This window comes from Caballeronia sp. HLA56, from assembly GCF_054655155.1.
In genome coordinates this window covers 608,864-634,983 of sequence record NZ_BAAHOB010000003.1, presented here as the reverse complement: position 1 = coordinate 634,983, position 26,120 = coordinate 608,864, and the positions used below count along the sequence as shown (strand labels likewise).

Here is a 26,120-nt window from a genome sequence, read left to right as displayed (position 1 = left end):
CGCGTTCGAATCCTGTTTGGAAATCACACTGCCCTCCCGAGCAATCCATTCGGACGCAGCAATAGGACAGCGGCCATCGCGACATAGATCATGAGCCGCGCGCCTTCGGGCCATAACGTGCTCATCACGCTTTGGACAATACCGACCAACAAGCCGCCAACAAGCGCGCCAAGGAAATTACCCATGCCGCCCACCACGACAACCACGAAGGCCACGCCCAAAGCTTCGATACCCATGAATGGATCGACGCCGCGTATGGGTGCGGCGAGGACGCCTGCAAGCGCTGCCGTGCCCGCGCCGAGCGCGAACACGAGACTGAAGACGCGCGTCACATTGATACCGAGCAAGGACACCATCTCGCTGGATTCACTGCCCGCGCGAACGGCGCTACCGAGCCGCGTGCCTTCGAGTACCCACCAGAGAATGGCCGCGAGCACAGCCGTGAATCCGATCACGAACAGGCGGTATTTCGGATAGACGAAGCTGCCCCAGATCACGACGCCATTCAGCACATCCGGCACCGCTACGTTGTCGCCGAGCGGTCCCCATAGGATGATTGCGCACTCCTGCAGCACGAGTGCGAGGCCCACTGTCGCGAGAATATGAAACTCGTGCTGCTGCGCATAGACGTGCCGCAATACGATCTTTTCTACTATCCACGCAAGCACGCCTACTACAACCGGCACGACGATGAGCGCCATCCAGAAGCTCATTGACCACTGCATCGCCTGATAGCAAAAATACGCACCAAGAAGGTAGAACGCGCCGTGCGCGAAATTCACGAAGCGCAGGAGCCCGAATACGATCGACAAGCCGACCGCAAGCAGAAAATACAGCATCCCCACGCCGATGCCGTTCACGACCTGCAACAGATAAACGTTCATGGCCTTGGCTCAAAAGAGAAACGGCGCGAACGCGCTTCAGGCGCATTCGCTTCCAGCTTGTGCCTAAGCATTGTCAAGCCATCTTGCATTGCGTCTTGTCGAGCGGAAGGAACGATTGTCCTGAACTGACGATATCGGCGTAGTCGTCCTTGTCTTTCATCTTGCTCTTTGGCTTACCCTTGAGCAAATAATAATTCTTGAGCACCTGATGGTCGCCTGCGCGGATTTCCTCAGGGCCCGTCAGACCTGAATACTTCATTCCTTCCAGCGTCGCGATGACTTTCTTGGGGTCTGCCGTACCTGCCTTCACGATGCCGTCCAGCAAAATCTTGGTACAGATATACGATCCCGCAAGACTGTAGTTCGGGTTCGCCTTGAAGGCCGCATTGGCGCGCTTGACGAGATCCTGATTGAGCGGGGAATCAATTGCGTGCCAGTACTGCGCGCCGAAATACACCCCTTCGCAGATGTCCGGACCCAGCGCTTCGAACTGCTCCAGACCGGACGCCCAGGCCATGAGAATCGTGCAGTTGTTCTTCATGCCGAAGCTCACGGCTTGTCGCAACGTATCCGACGACTGTGAGCCAAAGTTCAGAATAAGCAGGACGTCCGGCTTGGCCGCGACAGCGTTGGTCAGATATCCGCTGAATTCTTTTTCGTTTAGCGAGTGATAGCTGTTGCCCACATGCTCGATGCCCTTTTCCTTGAAGATGGCTTTAGCAGCGGATAAAAGACCATCGCCAAAGACGTATTGTGGCGTGATGGTGTACCAACGCTTGGCCTTGGGGAACGTCTGAATGAGCGGTCGAACCGTCTGCTCTATTGCGCCGAAGGTCGGCACCGACCACCGAAACGTCGCGCTATTGCAGTCTTTCCCCGTGAGCTCGTCGGCGCCCGCCGTAGTGATGAAAACGCCGCCGGCCTTCTCCACTTCCTTACCCATTGCAAGCGCTTCGGACGAAAGAATGCCGCCTGCAAAATAGCGCGCGTTTTTCTGTTGGGCTATTTCCTGAACGCGACGCACCGCGGTCGCGGGCTTGCCTTCGGTATCGAGCGTGGTATATGCGAGCGGCTGACCGAGCACCTTGCCATACTGTTCGATCGCGAGCTTCATGCCGAGATCGGCGTATTTGCCGTTTGCCGCAAAGGGTCCGGACATCGGCACCGGGCAGGCAAACTGAATCGGCGAACCTTGAGCGAGCGCGCTGCGCGACATGAGCGCCTCAAACGATCCGGGAACGGCCGACAGCGCGGCCAGCTTCAACATATTTCGGCGATTCAAAATTGACGCTCCTTGAGAAGAAGACCTGCGCGGCCACCTTGCGTTTTTTTTGTGGTACGTTCATGCGTCGGTTTAGCTTCATCCTATTTATCATGATAAATAGAACGAATCCGATGCTAGGTACAATAAATTCGGGTGTCAATAAGGCAATATTCCGGGGTGTGTAAAGGAGCATCGATATGGTGATGGACCGTGCTAAGCGCGCCAGCGCGGCGGCCGGAGTCGACCCGACTCAACAGGAAGTCTCAAGGCAGCCGCTTGCCAAGCCCATCAAGCAGCCCAAGCGCGCAGACCTCGTCGCTGAGGAAATCAAACGGCTCATTACGGAAAAAGATCTCAAGCCGGGCGACAAGCTGCCGCGCGAAGTCGAGTTGCAGCAGTTGTTTTCCGTTAGCAAGAGCACGATTCGCGAAGCGCTCAAGTCTCTGGAAGTGCAAGGGCTTATCAAGGTCACGACCGGTCCTTCGGGCGGCGGCACCATCGTTGAAGTGCCGCTAGATAGAACCCTTCAGCTCTTGCAAAATTATTTGTTCTTTAAGGACGTAAGCATCGACGACATCTATACGGTGCGTCAGTTACTCGAACCCGAACTTGCTGCAGGGGCAGTGCCGCATTTGACGGAAGAGGATTTGGCCGCGCTCGAAGAAAATATAGCGAGTTGCGACGAACCCGCTTGCGCGCACGAGAGCCGGGATATTGTCAGGCAACGTCAGGAAGACGTGAATTTCCACGACATTCTCGCTGCGGCCAATCCCAATCCGTTCTTGCGGTTTAGCTGCGAGCTGATCAACGAGATGATCCGGCAACTGATCGAATTTCGAAACGATACACCGCAAGCGGAGCACGAACGTTTCGGCCGTGCAAACGTCAAGATTCACAAGGCCATCACCGAAGCAGCACGTGCGCGCGACGCTGAAAAAGTACGCGAACTGATGGTGATACACATGACGGAAGCGCCGCGCTACGTCAAACGCATGAAGGGCAAAATTCGCGGCAGGCTCATACTCGATTCAGAGATTCGCAAGCGCGTCATTAAGCGCGGCGGTAAAGCTTAAGCGAATTTCTTCTTCCGATTACAATCCTGTTGACGAGCGCGCCGCTCTCCAAGCGCGTATTTGAACCCTGTTTTTGTGGGGTTTTCGAAAGTTTCACGCTTGCAGCGTCGTGCTAATGGCGTCGCCTGAGCGAAGCGTGTCTCACGCGGAGAGATGAATGTCCCCGAGATTCGACGTCGTGCGCAAAACGGGCCGTGTGGTCCGGCGTCGGCTAGTCCGACGCAATAGCAGCGCCACGATGCGCGTGGCAGATGCCTTCTCGCGCTTTCCATTGCTTGCCGGCCTGATCGGCACGGCTATCGCTATTTCTATGGCGGTGCTTTCCTTTGCCGCGCTTTGGCAAGGCCGTGCGCAGGCGTTGCAGAACGCACATGAGGCGTCCGCCAATGTTGTCGCGACGCTCACTGCCGATATTTCACGCAACATCGAATCCATCGATCTTTCGTTGCGCACCATCGTAAGTGGAATGGAAAATCCGGCCGTGATGGCCTTGTCCGACGACTTGCGCAAGCTCGTCCTATTCGATGGCGCAACCGCAACGAATTACATAGGCGGCGCATTCGTGATGGACGGGCAAGGACGTATCGTAGTCGAGCGCGATGCATCCGTTCCTAACGAATTGCGCTTTAAAGACCGCGACTATTTCACGGCGCACGCAGCAAGAGCCGACGTCGGGCTCTATATTTCAAAGCCGTATCAATCGCGCTTGCGCAACGGCGCATATTCGCTCGCGCTAAGCCGCCGCATTAACGCACCGGATGGCTCGTTTGCGGGCGTGGCGGTGATCGCGCTCAATATCGACTATCTCAAGGCATTACTCTCGCGCGTCAATGTCGGCCGAGCGGGCTCCGTTTTCATCGTGCAGCCAGACGGCCTGATGCTTGCCCGCAAGCCTCCCTTGCCCGCTGGCGCCTCCAGCACCGTGGTTCGCTCGCCTACCTTTTCGTCGATGACGGATCAACTCAACGGCTCTTATATTTCGACTTCGCCCCTAGACGGCGTGCGCCGCATCTATACCTTTGCGCATGTGCCGGGCACGCAACTCATCGCAGCGGTCGCGCCTGCGGAAGATGATGTACTTCAAGGCTGGCGCGAACGCAGCACGATGATCGGCGGCCTGACTCTCATGTTCGGCGCTGGCTTCATCGTTCTTTCGTGGCTGCTTGCAATCTCGCTGCGTTCGCGGGCCATCGCTCAGGAAAAGTTGCAAAGGCTCGCAGGGACCGATTCACTCACCGGTCTCGCTAACCGGCGTGCGCTGGATCGCCGTCTCGACGAGGAATGGCGACGTGCGCGGCGCGCGGATCAGCCGCTTTCGGCATTGTTCGTCGATGTCGACCACTTCAAGCTCTACAACGACACCTACGGTCATGCGATGGGCGACGATGCGCTCGTCGCCGTGGCGGATTGCATACAGCATTCAGTCAAGCGACCGGGCGATATCGTCGCGCGCTACGGCGGTGAGGAATTCGTGATCGTGCTGCCTTCAGCAGCGGAGGAAGGCGCGGTGACCTTTGCTGAACGTCTGCGGATGATGGTCGAAGCGCTCGAGATTCCGAACAGCGGTTCGCCGAGAGGCTTCCTTACCGTGAGCATTGGCTGCGCGACGGCCCATCCGCGCCATAGCGATGACGCGCTCAAGTTGCTGAACAACGCGGATGCGGCGCTCTACCGTGCGAAGCGCGCAGGCCGGAACCGGGCTGTCCACGAAAATAGCGCAGCGGGCGGCGGCTGACGCCCTCGAATCGTCTCTCGAGATCAATCGACCAGTCGCGCTCCATTGGCATAATGCATACAAAATATCGTCGTCCAGGGACCGCATGAACGCGTTGACCTTCATCCGTCGCGGACCTCGCGGCATGTTCAGCGTCCCCGAGGGGCGCCGGCTTGCACGTACGCTCCTGGGCTGCGCGATAAGTTACGGCGCCGCAAAACTTATCGCGCTTCCCGAAGGTTATTGGGCGCTCATCACCACGCTCGTCGTGGTCACTCAGCCCAGCCTCACGCAGGCGCTGGGAGCCGCGCGCGATCAGATCGTCGGCGCTTGCATCGGCGCGGTGGCGGGGGTGATCGGGCTCATCGCCATCCAGTATGGCGCCGCGCCGCTCGCCGTATTCGCGATCGAACTCGTGCCGCTCGCCGCGCTTGCTGCGGCGCGGCCCGCGTTGCGGCTTGCATGCATCACGCTTGTCATTGTCGTGCTGATTCCGACAGGCGGCGGGCCCTTGTTTCAGCGGCCGCTGCATCGCGTGCTGGAGATTCTCATCGGCGCGGCGTCCGCGTTCATCGTCGCGGCTATCTTGCCGAACCGCTCGCTTACGACCGCGCATCGCTGCGTGGCCGACACGCTGAAGTGTCTTGGCCAGTTAGTCGCCTTGCATCTCTCCGACGACGCAGACGACCATGAAGCCCGAGCGGCGCAGCTCGAAAAGAAGAGCGCTCAGGCGCAGCAAGCGCTCGACGATGCCCTCGAGGAAGCGGAGCGCGAGCACATCATCGTGCCCCTGCAAAGCCGCCGCGCGGATGCCATCGACAAGGCCGCGCCCTTTCTGCGGCGACTGCACAGCGACACCCTCTTTCTCGCCAAGGCAGTCTCGCGTGACCCGCAAGCGGCACGAAGCGATCATCTGCAAGAAAGCGCTGCCGCGCTGCAGACCCTCTTCGACAAGCTCGCGCAAGTGCTCGGCAACGTGCATCGGGATGACGCCGAACTCGACCACGTGCGTGCAACGTTGGAATCGCTGAAGGACGCGTGCATGAGAAGCGAAGGCTCGCACGATGTCGCGCAATTCGTCATCAAGCTGATCGTGTCGGATGTCGATGCGTTGATCTCGGCCATCTATCCCGCCGCGCCGTCCGCGCCGGCTTAGCGCGAAAGACCGCGGGCATCCACCGGCCACAGGTCGACGACGCGATCACCGCGATAGCACACGTATTGATCGTAGAGGTTCACGGTGGGATCGCAATGGCCGGGCGGCAGAAGCAGACGCGCGCCGATAGCATCGCTTATGTTCACAGTCGTGCCGGCTTCCAGCATGCCGTGCTCGTCGTTGGCCGATGTGTATGCCAAAGCGGGTGCATCGTCCGATGCATGCAACCAACGCACGCTGCGCGGTAAGCCGGAATCGACCGCCAGCCCCTTCAGGCCGACATCGCAGACAGCCATGCCGGGCCGCGTCGCGCTCATGATGGTCGACAAAATGAATAATGCATGCCGCCAGCGAAGTGCGCCGTCCCAATCGAGGCGCCCATAATCTCCGTCGATGAAGAGGTAGGAACCGGGCTGCACTTCGGTATAGACGCCGCTGGCCGCGTCGAACTCGACTGTACCGGTGCCTCCGCCGGTCACGATGCCGCATGCGATTCCGCGCGCTTCGATGGCATGAACATAGGCTGCCGTGCGCTCGGCGGCGCGCTGCGCTTCTTCCTTGCGGGCGCTCCACTGCACAATGTGCTGAGCGCCGCCGTGGTATGCCTGAATGCCAGTGAAGCACAGCGCGGCTTGCGCATGAATCACGTCGATGAGCGCGAGAAGGGCATCTTCATTGGTGACGCCGCACCGATGCTGGCCTGCATCGACTTCCGGCAGCACGTCGATCTCGACGCCCGCGCGTGCGGCGGCATCGCCGAGCGTTGCGACTTGCGGCAACGCGTCGACGCAAACGGAAAGCCGTACATGCGCGGCGAGTTCCACTGCCATCGCCAGTTTGTCGGCGCCCACGAATTCGTTGCTGATATGAATGCTTCGAACGCCCGCCGCCGCGAAGGGATAAGCCTCGGAGAGCTTCTGGCAGCATACGCCAACGGCACCCGCCTCGATCTGCTTGCGGGCAATGACGCTCGATTTATGCGCCTTCGCATGCGGTCGGAGCGCGACACCCTTCTGTTTCGCAAACGCCGCCATGGCGGCGAGATTGACGTCGAAAGCATCCAGGTCGAGAAGCAACGACGGCGTGGCAACGGCGTCGAGTGTATCGCCCGGACGGGCAGCGGGAGGAGGAGCGAACGTCATGCGGTGATCGGTCGGATTGGTAGACAAAATGCATGATAGCGCCCGACGGTGCTTTGCATATTGCATGCAAGCAGTAGGCACCCGCCTTCTGCCGCTTCGAAACATGCAAACGCGAAACCCGGCCACCGTGAATGCGCACGGCACCAGGTTTCACTTACAAGGTCGGCCCGGCGCGCTCAAACGTACTTTCGCGCCGGTGTTGTGTCCGGCTTCTCCTCGTCGACTTCGAGCGCTCGGTCCGGACGCATCGTGAACGAGAGGATGATGCCCGCCGCCATCAGAATCATCGACACGGTGAACGGCAGATTCCAGTTGCCGGTGCGGTCGATCAGCCAGCCACCCACCACCGGACTGATGATCGCCGCGAGCGCCGAACCTGAATTCATAATGCCGGATGCCGTTCCCGAGTGCTTCGGCGCGATGTCCATTGGCACGGACCACATTGGACCGATCGTCATCTCATTGAAGAAGAAGCCGGCCGAGAGGCAGACCGCGGCAAGCGTGATAGAGATGTCGGACACAAGCATGATCGGCGCAAGCGAAAGAAGCGTGAGCAGCATGCAGACGCCGACCATCACGTTACGAGCCATGCGCACGTTGCCGCTCTTGCGAAGGATACGGTCCGTGAGAGAGCCGCCGAGCCAGTCGCCCAGCACGCCCGCGAAGAACACGCCTGACGCGAATAGCGCCGACTTGCCGAGTTGCATGTGATAGCTGTGCAGGAAGTATTGCGGAATCCAGCCAAGGAAGAGCCAGAGCACCCAGCCATAGCAAAAGTAGACGGCGGTCACGGGTGCCATGCGGCCGAGCAGAATGCGCCACGGCACCGGCGAGCGCTGTTTCACGCCGGAATAGCTCGAAAGCGTCGCACACTCCCCTTCGGTGATACGCGGATGATCGCGCGGATTATCGCGGAAGTAGAAGACCCACACGAGCGCCCAGATGAAGCTGATGATCCCCGTGATGATGAACGCGCCGCGCCAGCTGGTCGCGACCATGAGCCACACGATCAACGGCGGCGCGACTGCATTACCAATGCGTGATGCTGCATGCGTAATACCTTGTGCAAACCCGCGCTGATCGGCCGGCATCCAGTTGGACATGGCACGCGTTGCGGTGGGAAAGGTCGCGCCTTCGCCGAGGCCGAGCAGCACGCGCGCGACGATCAGCGAAAGAAAGCCGCCGGACAAGCCGGTGAGCACTGTCGCTCCCGCCCAGATGATCGCGCAGAGCGTGAGCGTGCGGCGCGGACCGAAGCGGTCGCCCACCCATCCGCCGATGATCTGAAACACGAGATACGGATAGGCGAATGCCGAAAACACGAAGCCTACCTGCGTGTGCGACAAGCCCAGTTCGGCGCCGAACTGGCTTGCCGCGGTGCTTACATTGACACGGTCGATATAGGTGATGAAATACATCGCGCATAGCAGCAACAGCACGCGTGTGGTGGCTCGACGGAACATCATCGTCTCCTTGAGTAGTGGCGAGCGTGTCCGAGGCGTGTGGCACGATGCCAGATGCCCTTGAACGTGGCCTGCAAATCTGATCTCGGTACGTCTATGAACTGCTTCGATCGATGGCGAACGGATACGCCATGAGCGTGTTATTCCGTGCGGTCATGGAACCGTCGGATGCGTGGCTTGCGCGGCGTTGTCATTGCGTGTCTCCTTTCGCGGGTCGTCGATGGCCCGTTGTCATGTTGTCGATGGTTCAACTCATATGCACGTCGTTTTGCGGGCTCAGGCGACCTCATGCAAGCGCATTGGCAAGCACCCGCGCCACGTGCAACGCTTCGGTCTGTGCACCATCCGCGATCTGATGACGGCAGCTCGTGCCATCCGCGACGATCACGGCATCGCGTGCATCTCTTGCCTTGCGTACCGCCGGCAGCAGCGACAGTTCCGCCATCGCCTGCGAGGCTTCGTAATGCTCCGCTTCGTAACCGAAGCTGCCCGCCATGCCGCAGCATGACGATTCGATCGTCTTCACTTCCAGACCGGGAATCCACTTGAGCACGGTTTCGACCGGACGCACGGCATCGAATGCCTTTTGATGGCAATGGCCATGCAGCAACGCGCGACTGTGATCTAGCGGCTTGAGGTCGATATCGAGTCGTCCCGCAACGCGCTCGCGAACCAAAAATTCCTCGAAGAGAAAGGATGCCCCCGCGAGCTTGCGCGCGGCATCGCCGTAGCCGTAGCCGAGGAACTCGTCGCGCAGCGACAGAAGACACGAAGGCTCGAGGCCGACAATTGCCACGCCGCGTTCGACATATGGCAGAAGCGTATCGAGCGTGCGCCGTGCTTCAGTCTTGGCTTCGTCGACGAGCCCGGCGGAGAGAAACGTCCGTCCGCAACACAACGGCCGTTCTCCCGCTTTCGTATTGAGATGAACCGTGTAGCCCGCCGCCTCGAGCACGCGCTGTGCGGCACGCGCATTGGCCGGCTCCATGTAGTTGTTGAAGGTATCGACGAAGAGCAAAACCTCCTTAGTTGCATTTGCAACTATTGTCGTCGACGCATCCGACAGAAAGGCTTTTTCAAAACGGGGAAATGCGCGTTGCGGCGCCAGGCCGAGTTTTGTCTTTAGCCAGCGCGCCAAGACCGGCATACGCGCTTCGATAGCGCCGCTCATGAACGGCCAGCGGCTCGCATAGGGCGCATAACGCGGCAGATAAGCGACAAGACGTTCACGCACGCTCACACCGTGACGTGCGGTGCGCGCAGCACGCGCTTCGATCTTGATGCGCGCCATATCGACGCCTGTCGGACAATCGCGTTTGCAGCCCTTGCACGACACGCACAGATCGAGCACGTCCTTCACGTCCTGACTCGCAAGACCCTCTTCACCCAATTGTCCCGAGAGCGCGAGACGCAAAGTGTTGGCACGTCCACGCGTGACATGTTGCTCGTCTTTCGTAATGCGATAGCTCGGGCACATGGTTCCCGCATCGAACTTGCGGCAATGGCCATTGTTGTTGCACATCTCGACTGCCTTGGCCAATCCGTTCGAAAGATCATTGCCAGAGCCCGGCGCACCTTCCAGGCCTGTCAACGGATCACGCGTCACGTTCCAAGCCGACCAGTCGAGTTGCGGATCGAATGCACGTTCACGATACGACGGCGGAAAGCGGAAATTCACCGTATCGTCCATTTTCGGGGGCGCCACGATTCGGTCCGGGCTCAGGCGATTGTCCCGATCGAAGAGCTGCTTGATCTCGCGAAACGCCTCGTTGATGCGCGGCCCATATTGCCACGCAACCCATTCACCACGGCATAGTCCATCGCCGTGCTCGCCCGAGAATGCGCCTTTGTATTCGCGCACCATCGCAGCGGCTTCTTCGGCGATAGCTCGCATCTTTGATCCGCCATCGCGACGCATATCGAGGATCGGACGCACATGCAACGTGCCGACGCTCGCGTGGGCATACCAAGTGCCTTCGGTGCCATGCTTTCTGAAGACATCGGTAAGACGGCTCGTGTATTGCGCCAGATGTTCGAGCGGCACCGCGCAGTCTTCGATAAAGGACACGGGCTTGCCATCGCCCTTCATGCTCATCATGATGTTGAGGCCGGCCTTACGCACTTCCCACAGCGCTTTCTGCGGGCCGGCGTCGGGCATCTGCACGACCGAATCGGGCAGGCCGAGATCGCTCATCAGATCGACAAGGCTTGCAAGTTTCGTCACTTGTTCAGCGCGATCGGCGCCCGCGAACTCGACCAGCAAGACTGCTTCCGGCTCACCCACCAGCGCCTTTTCGATGACAGGGCGAAACGCCTGATTCGACATTGCTAGATCGATCATGGTGCGATCGACCAGTTCCACGGCAACAGGTCCGAGCTTGACGATGTGTTGCGTCATCTCCATTGCATCGTAGAAGCTCGGAAAGTTCACCACGCCAAGCGTCTTGTGCTCGGGCAAAGGCGCGAGCTTCAACGTAAGTTGCCGGCTAAAGGCAAGCGTGCCTTCCGATCCCACCAGCAGGTTCGCCAGATTCGGCTCGCCGTCTTCGCTGAAGGGCAACGGGCTTTGGCAATCGAACAGATCGAGGTTATAACCAGCCACGCGGCGCAGAACCTTGGGTATGCGTTCACGCATTTCATCGCGTTCGCGCAATGCAACGTCGCGCACGCCTTCTACGAGCTCACGCATGCGTGCATCGAACTTCATTGCCGAGAGCTTACCGAAGCTGCCCTCGTATCCGTCAGCAAGAATCGCGTCGATGGCGAGCACGTTATGCACCATGATGCCGTATGCCATGGAGCGCGAACCGCACGAGTTATTGCCCGCCATGCCACCGATCGTGCATTGCGCGCTCGTCGAGACATCGACAGGAAACCACAAGCCATGCGGCTTGAGCCATGCATTCAGGTGATCGAGCACGACGCCCGGCTCGACTGTCACCGTTCGAGCGTCCTTGTCGAAGTGCACGATGTTGTTGAGCCACTTGCTCGTGTCGATGACGAGCGCCTCGCCTATCGTCTGACCGCACTGACTCGTCCCGGCGCCGCGCGCGAGCAGGCTTGCCTTTGCCTCGCACGCGATCTCCAAAGCAAGCCGCAAGTCTTCCTGATCCCTCGGCACGACCACACCTTGCGGCATGATCTGATAGATCGACGCGTCGGTTGCATAGCGTCCGCGCGACGCGCGATCGAACAGCACATCACCCTTCAGCTCGCGTTGCAGACGCATCTGCAAAGGGGTCGGCGCCGCTGCGCGATCGGCGCGCGCGGACGCTGGCATCAGATGGATCGGCTTGACGAGTCGGTCTGTGGGTGTATTGAGCATCGTCGCTATCGGTTAGTGCGGGAGGCCTGCATGGGCTTTTACATGCTGAATGCTTTATGCCGGCACACCGCATGCATTATTCGAAATGCAATTCGACGGTAGGCAGGCCGTCGATCCAGCCCACGGCGTGGCCCGCCCCATCCGGGAAGGCAAGTCCGGTGTAAGAGCCCGCCGTGATCACCGTGCCCGCGGCGAACGCGACGCCATGCGAGACCGCGTGATTGACCGTCCACGCAAGCAGACGACGCGGATCGCCCGCCGGGTTCGCCGGTGGGCCTTCAAAGAGCGGCTTGCCGTCGAATTCGAAGCTCATCGCCGGGGCGACGAACGGGAACGCTTCGTCGTAAGGCACGCCCGCGCCGACGAGTAGCGCGCCGTGATTCTGCAGATCCGCGAGTTGCCACGGCTTCTCGACCTCTGGCCACGCAGCGAAGCGACTCGCCACCACTTCGATCGCCGCATGCACGGAACCGATCGCGTCGATGATGTCGGTATCGCTATACGGTCCGCTGCCTGCCTCGAATGCGCGATTGAATACAAAAGCCACTTCGAGTTCGAGCCCTGCTCGTCCGAAAGCCGACATCGATAGCCGCGCGCCCGAGGCATGCACGCCATCGGCCGGGAGCAACGCCGCCTGGATCGGACCATCGGGCGTCTTCGCGCCGACCTTCCACCCGCCGACGCTCGCGCCGAGTGCATGCAAAGTCGCCTTTTGCGCGGCGTAGGCTTCTTCCGCGTTCGATGGCCGCGCGTCTTCCGGCAATGCTTCGAGCTTCGCGCGATGCGCACGCGCTTCCACGAAGAGCCGCGCGAGCGCGTCGGCGTCGAAGGCCGCGCTCATGCCGCCTCCTTGAGTTCGGGTTTCGCGACGTGGCTCGTCAGATAGTCCATCGCCGCGGCCACGCCGCTCCCTTCGAGTTTGATGCCCGCGAGCTTCAGTCCCATCTCGCAGCCGGTGAGCGCGGCCATCAACGTGAGATCGTTGCAATCGCCCAGATGCCCGATGCGGAACATGCGGCCCTTCACCTTGCCGAGACCCGTGCCCAGCGACATATCGAAGTGCTCGTAGATGAGCTTGCGTACCGCATCCGCATCGACACCTTCGGGCGTCATCACACCGGTCAGCACCGGCGAATACACGGACGAATCCGCGCACTGGATTTCGAGCCCCCACGCGGTGACTGCCGCACGGCAGGCGGCCGCGAGCCGCTGATGGCGCGCGAACACGTTGTCGAGCCCTTCGCCGAGAATCATGTCGAGCGCTTCGGACAGGCCGTACAACAAGTTGGTGTTCGGCGTGTAGGGCCAGTAGCCCTGCTTGTTCATTTCGATGATCTCTTTCCAGTCCCAGAAAGCACGCGGCAGCTTCGCCTCTTTCGATGCCTCGATCGCCTTCTGCGACACCGCGTTGAAGCTGATTCCCGGCGGCAGCATCAAGCCCTTCTGCGAGCCGGACACGGTCACGTCCACGCCCCATTCGTCATGACGATAGTCGGCGGATGCGAGACCGGAGATCGTGTCGACCATCAGAAGCGCCGGGTGGCCAGTCGCGTCGATGGCGCGCCGCACCGCCGCGATGTCCGAGGTCACGCCCGTGGACGTCTCGTTGTGAACGACGCATACCGCCTTGATCGTGCGCTGCTTGTCTTCGGCAAGGCGCGCTTCGATCATGTCGGCCTGCACGCCGCGGCGCCAGCCCTCGATGCCGGGCAAGCCCAGAAACTCCGGCTTCAGTCCAAGGTTGACCGCCATCTTTTGCCATAGGGTCGCGAAGTGGCCGGTTTCGTACATGAGGACCGTGTCGCCGGGGCTGAGCGTATTGGCGAGCGCCGCTTCCCATGCACCGGTGCCGGAAGCCGGATAAATCACCACCGGCTGGCTCGTCTTAAAGATTTTCTTGATGCCATCGAGCACCTTCAGGCCGAGTGCACCGAACTCCGGCCCGCGATGGTCGATGGTCGGATAACTCATCGCACGCAAAATGCGATCGGGCACCGGGCTGGGTCCCGGAATCTGCAGGAAGTGACGGCCAGCGGGGTGGTAATCGAGTTTCAGCATGGATGCGCATCCTCTTAAATTGAATTTTGCATGCAAAATACTGTAGCGCAGCGATGCGGCCGCGGAAAGGCTTAAATAGGCCAAATGGCCTAGGGATAACCCGCTGGACGTTTTTTCCGGCGAGCTAGGGTTAAAATTGCCGCAAACGAATTCGAGGTATTGAATGCAAAATCGCGACTTGCCCGACGCCAGTCTTTCGCCGCTCCTACAGAAGGTCGAGCGCATGCGTTTGCACGACACGGTGGTGGATCACTTGCGTGAATTCATCGTGGAAGGCCTGCTTGCGCCGGGCGTGAAGCTAAACGAGCGCAAGCTTTGCGAGACGCTCGGCATTTCGCGCACGCCCTTGCGTGAAGCGCTGAAGGTGCTGGCCGCGGAAGGGTTGATCGAGATATCGCCGAACAGGGGTGCATCGGTCTCGCAGATGAGCGAACTCGAAATCCGCGAGATGTTCGAACTGATGAGCGGACTGGAGGCGTTCTCCGGCGAACTGGCTTGCGAGCGAATCACGCCGCAGGAGATCGCGGACATCAAGGCGCTTCACGCGGTCATGCTGGAATGCCGCGCGCGCAATGATTTGTCGGGCTATTACAGCCGGAATCAGGCTATTCACGACAAGATCAATGAAGCCGCGCGCAACACGGCGCTACGGCAAACCTACGTGTCGATCAACCGGCGCTTGCAGGCCATGCGCTTTCGATCGAACTTCCAGACGCCCAAGTGGGATAGCGCGATACGAGAGCATGAAGAGATGATCGAAGCGCTGGAAACGCGCGATGGCAGGCGCATGTCGACCATTCTTCGTCATCACCTGCTCGGCAAACGCGATGCCGTTCTCGCCGAGCGCACGCTGACCACGGTGAAGGCGCCGGTTGCCAGGAAGCGGACGCACACCGGCGACGCTGGCTGAAAACGCCATACTCAAGCGCATCGAACGCTGCGTTCCCCCGCGCACAGTTCGATCGGCCGAATCCTCGCAAGCTTCGCTACGATTCGCGCCAATGGCCGAAGAGCCTGACATCGGGGGACATGTTGAACACAATAAGAGGTACATGCCTGGCGCTTGGGGCGGCGCTCGTCGTTGGCGGCTTAACGCTCTATTACGACGATCAGGACGTGAGCGTCGCGCAAGCCGATACGGACCGCGCAACGGTCGATTGCCTCACGCAGCAGCTCACGCATGATGAGAAGGTCAGCATTGCCCGCCTGACCGTCGATCACGATAACGCGAACATGCGTCGCGTCTACACCGATGTTCTGTCGCGCTGCGTACTACGCGCCGATCAGTGGGACCGGCGCTCGCAACTCGTCGCAAGCGCGCGTCAAACTCTCGCCTACGATACCGAGTTCCGGCGCATGCTCAGCGAAAGCACGATGCGCATTGCACAGCGACCCTGACATCGCCTTCTCGAAGCACGACGTTGGTCGAACGACATAGGCGCCAGGCGATGGAGTAACATCGGCATCCATTGCGCGGCAATCGCATGCATCATTCAGCATTCAGAATGCAATCTACATCTCACGGCAATTCGACGACGATCGAGTTGCCCTTCAAGCGGCCCTTCGACTGGACTCGCCTGCTCGCCTTCATAGGCGGCCGGACGGCGGCGGGCGTCGAGTCGGTGGAAGGCGGCGTTTATCGACGCGCGATCGAATGGCATGGCGATGAAGGCACCGTCGAAGTCAGGCCACATGAGCACAAACATCGCCTTGTCGTGACCGTCGACGGCGATGCGCAGCGGCATGCCGATCAACTTGCCGAACCGCTTGCTCGTATGTTCGATCTGCATGCCGATCCCCGCCGGATTGCAAGCGTGTTGTCGCGCGACCCGTTGTTGGCGCCGCTAATCGATGCCTCGCCGGGACTACGCGTGCCGGGCGCCTGGTCCGGGTTCGAGTTGGTGGTCAGAACCATCGTGGGCCAGCAAGTGAGCGTGAAAGGCGCTTCGACGATCATGGGACGAATCGTGCAGCGCGCGGGACGAATGATCGATGGGCATTCGCATGAGGCCACTGCCTGGCGGTTCCCGACGCCCGCCGAGCTTGCCGCCGCAGACCTGGATAAGATCGGCATGCCCACGAAACGTGTCGAAGCCGTGCAGCGGTTTGCGAATGCGGTGTCAACAGGCGCGTTGCCACTCGACGAACCGGACGCTGATGCCGATGCGTTGAAGCGCGATCTGCTGGCGCTGCCGGGTATCGGTCCGTGGACAGTCGGTTATGTCGCGATGCGCGCCCTACGCGATCCAGACGCATGGCCCGATGCCGATCTCGTGTTGATGCAGGCCATCGCGCGGCGCAATCCGGCCCTGCTCAAGCCCGCGCAGCAACGGGCGCATATTGAGCGTTGGCGGCCTTGGCGCGCTTATGCCGCAGTACATCTGTGGAATGGAGTGGCGATGGAGACTGGGGCAGCGCGAGGCGGGTAGATCGAATACCAGACGAATGTATGCGGTCGACTGCATGCAATGCCACCGGCCAAACGAAGCTCCAGGGAACCCGAATTTCGCCAAGCCATCAGACGCCATCAGGTTTGAACAAAATCGCATTTGGTCGATTGAATACCACGCAAATGCATACGGTCGACTGCATGCAAGAGTCGCGTGCGAGCCAGATTCAAGAAACTGACCCGCCTTCGACCGAAAGGCTTAAGCCCCTGCCGCCCCCCTTCTTCCCGCAGCAATCGCAAGCTCGATCGAAACCAGCAACCCCTCTTCATCGAAAGGCTTGCGCAGAAAACCCACCGCGCCACGCTGCATGGCTCGCTGAACCGTATCGTCGTCACCGTGCGCGGACATGAACACCACCGGAATGTCCCGATGCTCGGCGTTCAATCGACGTTGCACATCAAGCCCCTGCATCCCTCGCATTTTGATATCGAGCAGAACGCACATGGCATCGTCGACGGCCGACGAAGCAAGGAACTCCTCGCCCGACGAGAACATCGCGGTCGCGTAGCCAACGGCCTTGAGCAAATTGCCGACGCCGCGTCTTACCGAGGCGTCGTCATCGACGATGCAGACAAAGCTCATGTATGCCAATGCTCCCGTGGCTCGCGTCGCGGCAGATTCATCGGGAAGCGGCCGATACCAACACGAGCCTGCCGCCGCGCGCCGCAGCACCTAGCGTTCGCATGCGCGGCTCAGTGCGTGCAGACATCAAGACGCCAGCATCGTCGGACTCGCCCGACTTGAGCAACGCATAGTCGCGCGTCGTCTCCAGCAGGAAATAGTCACGAGTCGTGCTGTCGAACGAAGTCATCAGAAGACACTTCGAGGCGAGGCCGACGATCGCCTCCATGACCTCGTTTCGCGATAACCATTCGCACGCGGCGACCGTGCAAACCTCATCCAGCGAAAAGCGGTCGGGGAATACGGCGAGCCGTTGCAGCACTACGCGCTCGGCCGCGCCGAGCAGTTTGTAGCTCCAGTCGAGCGAAGCGGCCAAGGTCTGCTGCCGAGGCGGCGCAGTCCTGCGCCCGCCCGTCAGCGACTGGAACCGATCATCGAGTTCCGCGGCCAGCCTGCGTATGCCGAACACAGCCGCCCGCGCTGCGGCGAGTTCGAGTGCCAACGGAATGCCGTCGAGCCGGCGGCAGATCGTCGCGAGCATGTCGAGACTGCCGCGGTCCCGTTCGACCGACACATTCAACGCGCTCATCTGCGCGAGAAACATCCGCACCGAGGCGCTGGCGAGAATCGCTTGCGAGGTGGCCTCGACATCGGGCATGTCGAGCGGCGCGACCCGGTAGCACTTTTCGTCGTGCGTGCGCAGTGGCTCACGGCTCGTCGCCAAAATTCGCAGCGCCGCGCATGCTTCCACGAGCTGTTGGGCGAGCGACGCAGCTGCCTCGATTACATGCTCGCAATTGTCCAGCAACAGCAGTATCTTGCGGCTCTGAAGAACCGTGATGAGCGCTTTGATCGAACCATCGCTCATGGAACGGTCGATGCCAAGTGCTTCGGCGATGGTGTCCGCGACCATGCGCGCATCGTTCACGGCCGCGAGCGAAACGAAGCACACATCGATCTTTGCGTTAGCCGCAATCGAACGCGCCGCCGCGATGCCAAGCTGCGTCTTGCCAATACCGCCCGAGCCCAGCAACGTGACGAGATGCGCTTCCTGCAAGGCACCGACGATCTCTGCAAGCGCGCTCTCGCGTCCGATCAAAGCCGCGCGATGATGCGGCAGGGCGTCGAGATGCGTCGCTTTCGGATCCATTGAATCGGCAGGCGCGGACACGTCGACCGCATTCGCGAGCCGATAACCTCGACCGGACACGGTATGGATAGCCTGACCGTCCGCGCCGAGGACACGCCTGAGCGTCGAAAGCTGCACATGGATGTTGTTCTCGCCGACCACCGATTTCGGCCACACGTGGCGCAGAATCTCATCCTTCGTGACCGTTTTGCCATTTGCGCGAATCAGCAATTCGAGGATGTCGAACGCGCGCGAGCCGACCTCGAGCAGTCGCCCATCCAGACGCGCCTCGCGCATTTCCAGCGACAATACGATTCGACCGATCTTGATCATGCCGCACTCACGCCTGGTTGATTAACGGAACCGCCACGTTGCGCGCATGCGCAATCAGTCCTCGTACGGACGAGCATCCGCGGATACGAGACACACGAAGGCGCTCGCCTTCAGCACGCATTCCACCGAAGACAGCAAAAACAGCAGCGGCGACACGCGGAACTCGACCGGCAGCCCGAATGACATTGCCATCAGACCGATCGTGCAGAGCAACGCATAGACGATGCGCGCGACGCGGCTGCCGGTCAGCACGAACCCGACGAGCGCCAGCCACAAGAGTTTGCCGACGATGCATGCAAGCGCATCGCGCGCCGAGAGACTGATCCATAACTCGAACGGCAACTCGACGAGCGCCCATAGACCGGTCGCGAGAATCAAGCGGCGCGTCCACGCCCCAAGCGCGATGCGGCCGCTCAAGAACGTATCGGCAGAACTGGCTCGTCGTGAGGAGACTGGATCGTCGAGAAAGCGCATGACAGTGGTTCCTTGGCGGACTTCCGCGCGTAACGACGCGGCCTTTATCGAACAACACGCATTACCCGGCGACGTTCGTCTTCGTCTTCCAGCAGTACGGGGTATCGCCGACCATTCGCTTGAATACGGTCGTGAAGTGAGCCTGCGAGCGGAAGCCGCAACTCAGGGCGACATCGAGCATGTTTTGCTTCGACTCGCGCAGCAGGCGCTGCGCGTATTCCACGCGGCGGCGCAGGAGAAACTCGTGCGGCGGCATGCCCGTCGCGCGGCGAAACTGCGAGGCGAAATGCATGCGCGTGAGCCCTGTGCTGCCGGCGATATCCGCGAGGCCGATCGAATCGGCGAGATGGGCATCGATAAATTCGATCGCGCGATTGAGCCGCCACGCGGGCAAGGCGCTGGCCTCGCGCTTTTGCCGGTCGGCCAGCGTGAAGTGCCGTGCAACCAGGCGCGACACGATGGCGAAGCTGACGCTATCGGTGAACACCTTGCCCACCGCCGCGTCCTCCGATTGCGATACCGCGAGCGCCTGTCCGAGCCGTTCCAGCGCGGGGTCGCGCACGAGCTTGGGATCGTCGATACGAATATCGCCTGCATGCGGCCGCCCGAACATGTCCTCGAAGCATTCGCTCAAGACCTGTTGCCCGACGAAAAGATGCAGCACGTCGGCAGGCGACTCGAACACTGCGCTGCAGCGCACGTCGGGCGCCGTGATCTGCACGGCTCCGGCGGCGACGCGTCCGCGCACGAGCGTCTTGCCTGCATGAGAAAACGTGAGTGACGTGCACTTGAGACTCAGTGCAATGCAATGATGCGTCGCGCTCTCGACACTTGCGACTTCCACCGGCGACTTGTCGTTGCAGGTCCATCGCGAGAGGAGAATGCCGCCGCGCGGACGGCTGCTGGCAGCGTCGTCGGGAGGTGTGCGCCATGCATGTTCCATTCCGATTCCGTTCGCCCGGCTCTTCTGCGCGACCTCGATTACGGGGTCGGGATACGACATCGACGAAATGGTCATGACCGGTCATCCAGTGAAGTTGTTTGAGCGACTTTGCATGGACTCCACGGTATCGCACGGCAATTCGTACAGCCAGTCGTACGTTGGGGTGGCTTGAATGACCGATGGTTGGTTCAGATCATACGGAGGTTTAGTCGGGGTTCGATGCGGCGCGGGCGGGTTGACTAGCGCGAGGTCTAACGCGGTGCGGTTGTTCAGACGGAGGCGGCAGGTGAGTTATACGTGGGTATAGGGTGTGAGCGGTTCGTCGTCGCGTGATTCAATAAGCACGCTGCGCAGTGCCAATCGCCCTCGCCCAAGGCCAACCATCTCAAACCCCACCCCGCGCGCGCCTCACCGGCAATGCGACTCCCAACGCCTCCGCCTTCCTCACGAAATCAGCAAGGGAGCGCGCCCCCATCTTCCGCATGGCCTGCCCACGATAGATTTTCACGGTGATCTCGCTCAGGCCCATCTCCGCCGCGATCTGCTTGTTCATGAGGCCCGAGGCGACGAATGCCATGACCTCACGCTCACGTGCCGTCAACGTGTCGTAGCAATGCCGCAAATCCGCTACCGAACGGTTCGTCGCGCGACGCTGCGCATCGTTGGCCAGCGCCTGTTCCACTGCATCGAGCATGTCCTGATCGCGGAACGGCTTGGCCAGGAAGTCCTGCGCGCCGGCCTTCATCGCCTTGACCGTCATCGCGATATCGCCATGCCCCGTCATGAAGATGATCGGCAGACTCAGTTCGCTCGATGCAATCTGCTCCTGCACCGCAAGTCCGCTTTGTCCCTTGAGACGCACGTCGAGGATCAGGCAACTCGGCACATCCGGCATGTCGAACGCCAGAAACTCCTGCGCGGAGCCGAAGGTTTCGACCTTGAGGCCCACCGAACGCAGGAGATTGCTGACGGCTTGGCGCATCGATTCGTCGTCGTCCACCACGTACACCATGGCGCTCGCGGTGTTGTTGCTGGCGTCAGCGCTCGCATCGCTGCGCGGATGACTGCTCATCACATCTCCCTTCGTGAGCGGACAGAAGAAGATGCAAAGGCGCGCGGCCTTTTACATCGCCGAAAGCGCGCTGGAAGGAGCGGTCGAAGTGACGCGCTCCAGGAAAAGCGTGCTTCCCAAGCGATGATGCGCGAGGCCATCCACGCGACGGTACTTATTTTTCCTTAATCGTTCAAAAGGCGGCGCCGCGACGCTCACCCACGACCGCTCCCATGCGGCTGCAATGTCACCGTGCAAGTCATCCCCATCGCGAGCCTCATTCCCTCGGGAACACGATCGATATGAATCCGCACCGGCACTCGCTGCGCGAGCCGCACCCACATAAAAATCGGGTTGACGTCGGCGAGCAAATCGCCGCTCGTCGGATTGTCACGGTCGGCGATCCCGCTTGCGAGACTATCCACGTGACCTTGAATGTCTTCACCGCCCGATAGCAGTCTGATCGTCGCCCGATCGCCAACTTGCACGTGCGGCAGCTTCGTTTCCTCGAAGTAGCCGTAGACCCAGAACGAGTGCGAGTCGATCAGCGCCATGCGCGCGGTCCCGGCCGTGGCGAAATCGCCCGGATAAAGGTTCAGGTTCGTGATGAAACCATCGGACGGCGCGCGCACCTCGCTGCGCGTCAGGTTCAGCGCGGCCGTCTCCTGCGCCACTACCGCTGCCTTCACGGCCGCCTCGGCCGCGTTGTAGGCGGCGACATCGGCGGCATGATCCGACGCCGATTGCCTGGCGAGCGATGCCGAATCCAGCCGGCTTTCGTCCGATATCACGTCGCCCGCAAGATTGGCGCGGCGCGCCGCCTGAGCGCGTTTCATCGCAAAACCGGATTCGCTCGCGGCCATGCGCGCCTTCGCCTGCGCCATTTGCGCCTGCGCACGCGCGAGATCGGCATCGGCCTGCGCCACGGCGTAATGGAAGCGAGCCGGATCGAGCACGAACAGAATGTCGCCCTTGCGCACGAGCTGGTTGTCCTTCACGCGTACGTCGCTGACGAGGCCGGAAACATCCGTCGCGACTTGCACGACCTGCGCGCGCACGCGCCCGTCGCGCGTCCACGGCGAGTACATGTAGTCGAGCCACAGCATGCGAACCAGCACGATCGCCACGACCAGTATCGTGAGCGTGAACCCCGCGCGCAGGATGGATTGCGTTTTCATCTTGATGTCATTGGGTGGTTTCATCGCCATGAGAGCAGCGAAGCGCCGCTGAACATCGCAGCGAAGAGCGCGACGCGAAAGAGGCTCGCGTGCCACGTAAAGCGATAAAACCCGAGCCGCGCCAGCACGAGATCGAGAACGACGAACAGCAGCACGCAGCCAGCAAGTATCGGCAGCAAGCCGGGCATGAGAAGCGAGAAGACGTCAATCTCGCGTGGCATCGGCGACTCCTTGGGTTGCTTCCCGGGCCATGGACGATGCAAAGCCGCCGCCCAGTTCCTTCATCAATAGCGCCCAGGCATCGAGACGTTTCGCCCGAATCGTCGCGAGGCTTTGTTCCTGCTGCAACTGCGCATCCTGCGCGGCCAGCACGTTCAAAAACTCGGTGATGCCGCTGCGATACCCCGTGTCGGCAAGCTGAAACGACTTGCGCGCCGAATCGAGCGTGTCCTCGATCGACGCCTGCTGCTCGCCGAGCGAACGCAAGGTTACGACTTGCGTGGCAACGCCCTGCATCGCGCCGATCACGCTCTGGTTGTAGGCGTCGACGGCGGCATCGCGCGACGACACCGCGACGCCGTAGTTGCCGCGCCGCCGTCCGCCGTCGAAGATCGGCAGCGAGACCGCCGCGCCCACGCCGTGGCCCATGCCGTTGCTATCGACGAAGTTGAAGAAGCCGCCGAAAGTCGCCGCCGATCCCAGCGATGCCGTCGCCAGCAAGTTGATGTCCGGATAGAAATCCGCATGCGCCGCGTCGATGCCCTTGTCCGCTTGCAACACGCGCCAGCGCCCGGCCACCACGTCCGCGCGATGCCCGACGAGCTCGGCCGGCAGCGTCGCCGGCAGATCGACCGGCACGCTCAGCGCGAGGCCGGGACGGCGCAAGGCATCGGCATAACCCGGCCCCTTGCCCGCCAGCCCCGCAATGCCGATGCGCGAAAGCGCGAGTTGTTGCTGCGCTTCCTGCACGCGTGTCGTGCTCATGGCAAGTTGCGTCTGCGCCTGACTGACCTCGAGACCGCTACCGACGCCCGCATGCCAGCGGCGCGTGGCGATATCGAGCGTGCGCTGCTGTTCGTTTTGCACGTCGCGATAGACATCGAGCAATGCGTATTGCAGCGACCACTGCACATAGCTGCGCACCACGGCCGTCTGCAGCTCGACTTCGGCGAAGCGCGCGTCGGCCGCCACCGCTTGCACGTTGTCGAGCGCGGCTTCGCGGATCGCGCGATTCTTGCCCCACAGATCGAGATCGTATGAAAGGTCAGCCTCGACGTTGTTGCTCCACACGGTCGTGCCGCCAGGCGGCGCGGGCGTGGTGTAGCGGGCATAACGTCTGCGCTCGAAGCTGCCGTTCGCGCTGACTTGCGGCAGCTCGGCCGCGCCTGCGATCTGCGCCTGAAAACGCGCCGCGTCGATTCGCTCTTGCACCGCGCGCAGCCCGGGATTGCCTGCGGTCGCGTCCTGCACCAGCGTATCCAACTGCGGGTCGTTCCATTGACGCCACCACGCGTCGGCGGGCCATTTCGCATCGGCTTGGGTCGCGCGCAGAGCGGCACCGGCATCGAGCGTGGCGGGGTCGATCATCGACTCGTGTGGGTGGATGCCGCCGCTCGTGATGCAGGCGGAAAGAAGCAGCGCGCAGCCGCTCGACGACAAGAACCACGACAGGCGGCGCGTGTTCATGCCGGCGTCTCCTTCGTTTGCCATAACGCGAGGCTGTCATCGCGCAAGGTCAGCTCGGTGAAATGCAGCAACGCGCGCATGCGATACCGCTTGAGCGTCGTCGTATCGGTCGCGATGTTGTCTCCGAGCGGCAGCATGTCGAGCGCCCGGCGCGTCGCTATGAGCGCGTTCTGCGCGGCTTCGGGTGTCGTGTTCGAGAACACGCTCGCCAGCGCCGCAAGCCATGCGTCCTGTTCCGCCGCCCAGCCTTCCGGCAAGGTCGCGCCGAGTTGCGCGGTGTCGAGACGAATCTGAATCATCGAGCGGCCGATCTCGAGCGCCGCGAACGCCCAGCCGATCAGACGGTCACGATTCACGCGGGCATCTACCGGCGCGGATGCAATCTGCAAGATGAAATCGCGCAAGCTCAGTTCGAATGTATAGAGCAGGTCGGCGAGGTCGCCATTGCGCGCGTCATGCACGATCAACCCGCGAATCTGCTTCATGTACCGCGCGGAGATCCAGTCGCCCGCGCGCGGAACGAGCACCGAGAACGCGACCGCCGCCACCGCGATTCCGCCTAGCAGCGCGAAGCCGGTGTCGAGATAAGCGCTCGGGTTATAGACCGTCGGGTTCGTAATGCCGACGATGAAGCAGAAGTACAAGCTGAAGCCGAGCCCGAGAATCGCCGTCTTCGGGAACGTGTTCAGATAGCTGCCGATCATCACCACGATCGCCATCGACGCCGCCAGCAACTCGAACGTCTCGATGCGCGGCAGCACGAAGAAATTAAACGCGAAGCCTGCAAGCCATCCTCCAAGACAGCCGCCGAAAATTTGCCAGCTCGCGACCGTCGGGTTCGGTGCAAGCGCGAACAACGCGCTCGTGATCGCCACCGCGACGATGGCGGTTGCGCCTCCGACCCAGCCCGAGGCGATCCACGCCGCGCCGACCGCGAGCACGGCGACGGCGGCGCGCGCACCGGCGATGGTCGCGGCCGTGCGATTAGCCGTGGCCCGCGTCCTGCCGATGCGGCCGATTGCCTGCAGCACCGACTGCGACCACGGCAAGCGGCCGATGGTGCGCGCGTCGATATAGCTTCGACACATCAGGCGCAGATCGGCCATCGAAAAGAACAGTGCCGCGCCCGTCGTCGATACGAACTGACGCTGATGCGCCGACAGATCCGCGAGCGCCTGCAACAGCTTGCCGAGGCGCGTGGGCAAGGCATCCTCGAAGGCGTCGAGATCGCGCATCAGCGTTTCCACCGCTTCGAGCGTGACGAGTTGCGCGTCTGCCTCGTTCGGCACGACGGCGAGCAGCGCGTCGATGAGATCGTAGACGGCCGCAAGCGCGCGCGGGTCAGCTTCGGCGGCGACCCGTACCTTCAGTTGATGCAGCGCGTGAATCCACGCGACGGTATCGAGAAAACCGCGGTCGAGATCGAGATAGACATGGTTGTGAAGACGGATAGCCGGGTCTTCGAACACGGCGCCGCTGCGCAGGCTTTCCACTTCCACACGCTCGCGAATCAGCGAGAGGAAGGTGTCGAAACCGGTAAGCGTCGCGGTGCGGTCGAGCATCGCGTGCATGGCGTTGAGCAAGTCCGTGAAGTTCTTGCGGCTGGCCGCATAGAGCGCGGGCGTGACAGAGCGCGGAAAGATCACCGCGCTGACCACGCTCGCGCAGACCACGCCGATCACCACCTCGCTCACGGTGAATACGACGTTGTCGTACACGCCATAAGGATTGGACCACGCCGGTATGGCCGTGATGGCGGTGCCGTATCCTGTCAGCACGAAGCCATACGACTGAAAATTGCGGTAGTAGGACGCGCCGAACACACACACGCCGATCCACACCGCGAGCGCGATCAAAAAAAGCCACGGCTGCTGCGGAAACAGCGCGATGAGCACGAGCCCCGCAAAGCTGCCGCACACCATGCCGAGCCCGCGATAGAAGCCACGCGCGATCACCATGCCGCTTTGCTGATGCATCATCACGATGATGCACGAGACCATGGCGGTGGCCGGCGTGCGCAGTTCGAGCCGCATGCACACGCCCATTGCAAGCGACATGGCAAGCGCCACTTTCGCGATATGCCTGAAGCGGGGTCCGTCGTCGTTCCAGTATGTCTTCAGCTCTTCCCGCCATCGAGGCAGGGCCGCGCTGCCGGCATCGGCTTGCAGGGTCATGG

At 61.4% G+C, this 26,120-nt stretch carries 22 protein-coding genes; 6 read left to right on the top strand and 16 right to left on the bottom strand.

The features are described 5' to 3' along the window. Positions 1 to 23: 23 nt before the first annotated feature. Positions 24 to 884, bottom strand: a complete 861-nt coding sequence (locus ACYQ47_RS14810; protein WP_244831266.1) for a branched-chain amino acid ABC transporter permease — start codon at positions 882 to 884, stop codon at positions 24 to 26. Positions 885 to 957: 73 nt separating this feature from the next. Beyond that, on the bottom strand, positions 958 to 2,166 hold the full coding sequence (locus ACYQ47_RS14805; RefSeq protein ID WP_250493982.1) for an ABC transporter substrate-binding protein: 1,209 nt from the start codon (positions 2,164 to 2,166) through the stop codon (positions 958 to 960). Positions 2,167 to 2,345: 179 nt separating this feature from the next. On the opposite strand from ACYQ47_RS14805, the gene ACYQ47_RS14800 reads away from it, so the two are divergent. From ACYQ47_RS14800 to ACYQ47_RS14790, 3 genes are all read left to right on the top strand, one after another. Beyond that, positions 2,346 to 3,221 carry a FadR/GntR family transcriptional regulator gene (locus tag ACYQ47_RS14800; RefSeq protein WP_250467937.1) on the top strand — a complete coding sequence of 292 codons (876 nt, stop codon included), beginning with the start codon at positions 2,346 to 2,348 and terminating at the stop codon, positions 3,219 to 3,221. A gap of 157 nt (positions 3,222 to 3,378) precedes the next feature. After that, positions 3,379 to 4,956, top strand: a complete 1,578-nt coding sequence (locus ACYQ47_RS14795; RefSeq protein WP_309964789.1) for a sensor domain-containing diguanylate cyclase — start codon at positions 3,379 to 3,381, stop codon at positions 4,954 to 4,956. Positions 4,957 to 5,080: 124 nt separating this feature from the next. Next, positions 5,081 to 6,091 (top strand): FUSC family protein, encoded by a 1,011-nt coding sequence (locus ACYQ47_RS14790; protein WP_459905810.1) that lies wholly within the window; start codon positions 5,081 to 5,083, stop codon positions 6,089 to 6,091. Here ACYQ47_RS14790 and ACYQ47_RS14785 read toward each other — a convergent pair. From ACYQ47_RS14785 to ACYQ47_RS14765, 5 genes are all read right to left on the bottom strand, one after another. Continuing rightward, positions 6,088 to 7,233, bottom strand: coding sequence for a DSD1 family PLP-dependent enzyme (locus tag ACYQ47_RS14785; protein WP_459905809.1), 1,146 nt, complete (start codon positions 7,231 to 7,233; stop codon positions 6,088 to 6,090). The two genes, ACYQ47_RS14790 and ACYQ47_RS14785, sit on opposite strands and share 4 nt — an antisense overlap. A gap of 176 nt (positions 7,234 to 7,409) precedes the next feature. Beyond that, positions 7,410 to 8,699: an MFS transporter gene (locus ACYQ47_RS14780; protein ID WP_250493979.1), complete on the bottom strand. Its 1,290-nt coding sequence runs from the start codon at positions 8,697 to 8,699 to the stop codon at positions 7,410 to 7,412. A gap of 283 nt (positions 8,700 to 8,982) precedes the next feature. After that, positions 8,983 to 12,021, bottom strand: a complete 3,039-nt coding sequence (locus tag ACYQ47_RS14775; RefSeq protein WP_459905808.1) for an FAD-binding and (Fe-S)-binding domain-containing protein — start codon at positions 12,019 to 12,021, stop codon at positions 8,983 to 8,985. A 76-nt stretch (positions 12,022 to 12,097) separates the two neighbouring features. Further along, positions 12,098 to 12,862: a 2-keto-4-pentenoate hydratase gene (locus ACYQ47_RS14770; RefSeq protein WP_459905807.1), complete on the bottom strand. Its 765-nt coding sequence runs from the start codon at positions 12,860 to 12,862 to the stop codon at positions 12,098 to 12,100. After that, positions 12,859 to 14,079 (bottom strand): pyridoxal-phosphate-dependent aminotransferase family protein, encoded by a 1,221-nt coding sequence (locus tag ACYQ47_RS14765; protein ID WP_459905806.1) that lies wholly within the window; start codon positions 14,077 to 14,079, stop codon positions 12,859 to 12,861. Before ACYQ47_RS14765 ends, ACYQ47_RS14770 begins: the two co-directional genes overlap by 4 nt. 163 nt (positions 14,080 to 14,242) lie before the next feature. Here ACYQ47_RS14765 and ACYQ47_RS14760 point away from each other — a divergent pair, with 163 nt between their 5' ends. The 3 genes from ACYQ47_RS14760 (at position 14,243) to ACYQ47_RS14750 (ending at position 16,508) form a co-directional block, all read left to right on the top strand. Beyond that, positions 14,243 to 14,989: a GntR family transcriptional regulator gene (locus ACYQ47_RS14760; RefSeq protein WP_244831257.1), complete on the top strand. Its 747-nt coding sequence runs from the start codon at positions 14,243 to 14,245 to the stop codon at positions 14,987 to 14,989. Between the two features lie 119 nt (positions 14,990 to 15,108). Beyond that, positions 15,109 to 15,477 carry a hypothetical protein gene (locus ACYQ47_RS14755; RefSeq protein ID WP_459905805.1) on the top strand — a complete coding sequence of 123 codons (369 nt, stop codon included), beginning with the start codon at positions 15,109 to 15,111 and terminating at the stop codon, positions 15,475 to 15,477. Positions 15,478 to 15,584: 107 nt separating this feature from the next. After that, on the top strand, positions 15,585 to 16,508 hold the full coding sequence (locus ACYQ47_RS14750; protein ID WP_459905804.1) for a DNA-3-methyladenine glycosylase family protein: 924 nt from the start codon (positions 15,585 to 15,587) through the stop codon (positions 16,506 to 16,508). 219 nt (positions 16,509 to 16,727) lie between these two features. On the opposite strand, the gene ACYQ47_RS14745 is transcribed toward ACYQ47_RS14750, so the two are convergent. The 9 genes from ACYQ47_RS14745 to ACYQ47_RS14705 all read right to left on the bottom strand — a co-directional run bounded on the left by ACYQ47_RS14745 (position 16,728) and on the right by ACYQ47_RS14705 (position 26,118). Further along, complete coding sequence (locus ACYQ47_RS14745; RefSeq protein ID WP_250493974.1) at positions 16,728 to 17,111, bottom strand: response regulator transcription factor; 384 nt, start codon at positions 17,109 to 17,111, stop codon at positions 16,728 to 16,730. 37 nt (positions 17,112 to 17,148) lie between these two features. Beyond that, on the bottom strand, positions 17,149 to 18,612 hold the full coding sequence (locus ACYQ47_RS14740) for an ATP-binding protein (RefSeq protein WP_459905803.1): 1,464 nt from the start codon (positions 18,610 to 18,612) through the stop codon (positions 17,149 to 17,151). A gap of 54 nt (positions 18,613 to 18,666) precedes the next feature. Then, positions 18,667 to 19,086, bottom strand: a complete 420-nt coding sequence (locus tag ACYQ47_RS14735; RefSeq protein ID WP_250493972.1) for a hypothetical protein — start codon at positions 19,084 to 19,086, stop codon at positions 18,667 to 18,669. Between the two features lie 61 nt (positions 19,087 to 19,147). Further along, positions 19,148 to 20,104 carry an AraC family transcriptional regulator gene (locus tag ACYQ47_RS14730; RefSeq protein ID WP_309847612.1) on the bottom strand — a complete coding sequence of 319 codons (957 nt, stop codon included), beginning with the start codon at positions 20,102 to 20,104 and terminating at the stop codon, positions 19,148 to 19,150. 310 nt (positions 20,105 to 20,414) lie between these two features. After that, entirely contained in the window at positions 20,415 to 21,101 is a 687-nt protein-coding gene (locus ACYQ47_RS14725) for a response regulator transcription factor (RefSeq protein ID WP_244831250.1), read from the bottom strand. 194 nt (positions 21,102 to 21,295) lie between these two features. Further along, positions 21,296 to 22,258 (bottom strand): HlyD family efflux transporter periplasmic adaptor subunit, encoded by a 963-nt coding sequence (locus ACYQ47_RS14720; RefSeq protein ID WP_459905801.1) that lies wholly within the window; start codon positions 22,256 to 22,258, stop codon positions 21,296 to 21,298. A gap of 20 nt (positions 22,259 to 22,278) precedes the next feature. Continuing rightward, positions 22,279 to 22,479 carry a DUF1656 domain-containing protein gene (locus ACYQ47_RS14715; RefSeq protein ID WP_244831248.1) on the bottom strand — a complete coding sequence of 67 codons (201 nt, stop codon included), beginning with the start codon at positions 22,477 to 22,479 and terminating at the stop codon, positions 22,279 to 22,281. Beyond that, positions 22,463 to 23,944 (bottom strand): efflux transporter outer membrane subunit, encoded by a 1,482-nt coding sequence (locus ACYQ47_RS14710; protein ID WP_459905800.1) that lies wholly within the window; start codon positions 23,942 to 23,944, stop codon positions 22,463 to 22,465. Before ACYQ47_RS14710 ends, ACYQ47_RS14715 begins: the two co-directional genes overlap by 17 nt. Next, positions 23,941 to 26,118, bottom strand: a complete 2,178-nt coding sequence (locus ACYQ47_RS14705) for an FUSC family protein (protein ID WP_459905799.1) — start codon at positions 26,116 to 26,118, stop codon at positions 23,941 to 23,943. The genes ACYQ47_RS14710 and ACYQ47_RS14705 overlap by 4 nt, the downstream gene beginning before the upstream one ends. Between the last annotated feature and the right edge of the window lie 2 nt (positions 26,119 to 26,120).

Excerpts from the sequence above, each read along its gene's own strand:
- ACYQ47_RS14810 (WP_244831266.1), bottom strand. The coding sequence starts at position 884 with ATGAACGTTTATCTGTTGCAGGTCGTGAACGGCATCGGCGTGGGGATG.
- ACYQ47_RS14800 (WP_250467937.1), top strand. The coding sequence starts at position 2,346 with ATGGTGATGGACCGTGCTAAGCGCGCCAGCGCGGCGGCCGGAGTCGAC.
- ACYQ47_RS14795 (WP_309964789.1), top strand. The coding sequence starts at position 3,379 with ATGTCCCCGAGATTCGACGTCGTGCGCAAAACGGGCCGTGTGGTCCGG.
- ACYQ47_RS14790 (WP_459905810.1), top strand. The coding sequence starts at position 5,081 with ATGTTCAGCGTCCCCGAGGGGCGCCGGCTTGCACGTACGCTCCTGGGC.
- ACYQ47_RS14785 (WP_459905809.1), bottom strand. The coding sequence starts at position 7,233 with ATGACGTTCGCTCCTCCTCCCGCTGCCCGTCCGGGCGATACACTCGAC.
- ACYQ47_RS14780 (WP_250493979.1), bottom strand. The coding sequence starts at position 8,699 with ATGATGTTCCGTCGAGCCACCACACGCGTGCTGTTGCTGCTATGCGCG.
- ACYQ47_RS14775 (WP_459905808.1), bottom strand. The coding sequence starts at position 12,021 with ATGCTCAATACACCCACAGACCGACTCGTCAAGCCGATCCATCTGATG.
- ACYQ47_RS14770 (WP_459905807.1), bottom strand. The coding sequence starts at position 12,862 with ATGAGCGCGGCCTTCGACGCCGACGCGCTCGCGCGGCTCTTCGTGGAA.
- ACYQ47_RS14765 (WP_459905806.1), bottom strand. The coding sequence starts at position 14,079 with ATGCTGAAACTCGATTACCACCCCGCTGGCCGTCACTTCCTGCAGATT.
- ACYQ47_RS14760 (WP_244831257.1), top strand. The coding sequence starts at position 14,243 with ATGCAAAATCGCGACTTGCCCGACGCCAGTCTTTCGCCGCTCCTACAG.
- ACYQ47_RS14755 (WP_459905805.1), top strand. The coding sequence starts at position 15,109 with ATGTTGAACACAATAAGAGGTACATGCCTGGCGCTTGGGGCGGCGCTC.
- ACYQ47_RS14750 (WP_459905804.1), top strand. The coding sequence starts at position 15,585 with ATGCAATCTACATCTCACGGCAATTCGACGACGATCGAGTTGCCCTTC.
- ACYQ47_RS14745 (WP_250493974.1), bottom strand. The coding sequence starts at position 17,111 with ATGAGCTTTGTCTGCATCGTCGATGACGACGCCTCGGTAAGACGCGGC.
- ACYQ47_RS14740 (WP_459905803.1), bottom strand. The coding sequence starts at position 18,612 with ATGATCAAGATCGGTCGAATCGTATTGTCGCTGGAAATGCGCGAGGCG.
- ACYQ47_RS14735 (WP_250493972.1), bottom strand. The coding sequence starts at position 19,086 with ATGCGCTTTCTCGACGATCCAGTCTCCTCACGACGAGCCAGTTCTGCC.
- ACYQ47_RS14730 (WP_309847612.1), bottom strand. The coding sequence starts at position 20,104 with ATGACCATTTCGTCGATGTCGTATCCCGACCCCGTAATCGAGGTCGCG.
- ACYQ47_RS14725 (WP_244831250.1), bottom strand. The coding sequence starts at position 21,101 with ATGAGCAGTCATCCGCGCAGCGATGCGAGCGCTGACGCCAGCAACAAC.
- ACYQ47_RS14720 (WP_459905801.1), bottom strand. The coding sequence starts at position 22,258 with ATGAAAACGCAATCCATCCTGCGCGCGGGGTTCACGCTCACGATACTG.
- ACYQ47_RS14715 (WP_244831248.1), bottom strand. The coding sequence starts at position 22,479 with ATGCCACGCGAGATTGACGTCTTCTCGCTTCTCATGCCCGGCTTGCTG.
- ACYQ47_RS14710 (WP_459905800.1), bottom strand. The coding sequence starts at position 23,944 with ATGAACACGCGCCGCCTGTCGTGGTTCTTGTCGTCGAGCGGCTGCGCG.
- ACYQ47_RS14705 (WP_459905799.1), bottom strand. The coding sequence starts at position 26,118 with ATGACCCTGCAAGCCGATGCCGGCAGCGCGGCCCTGCCTCGATGGCGG.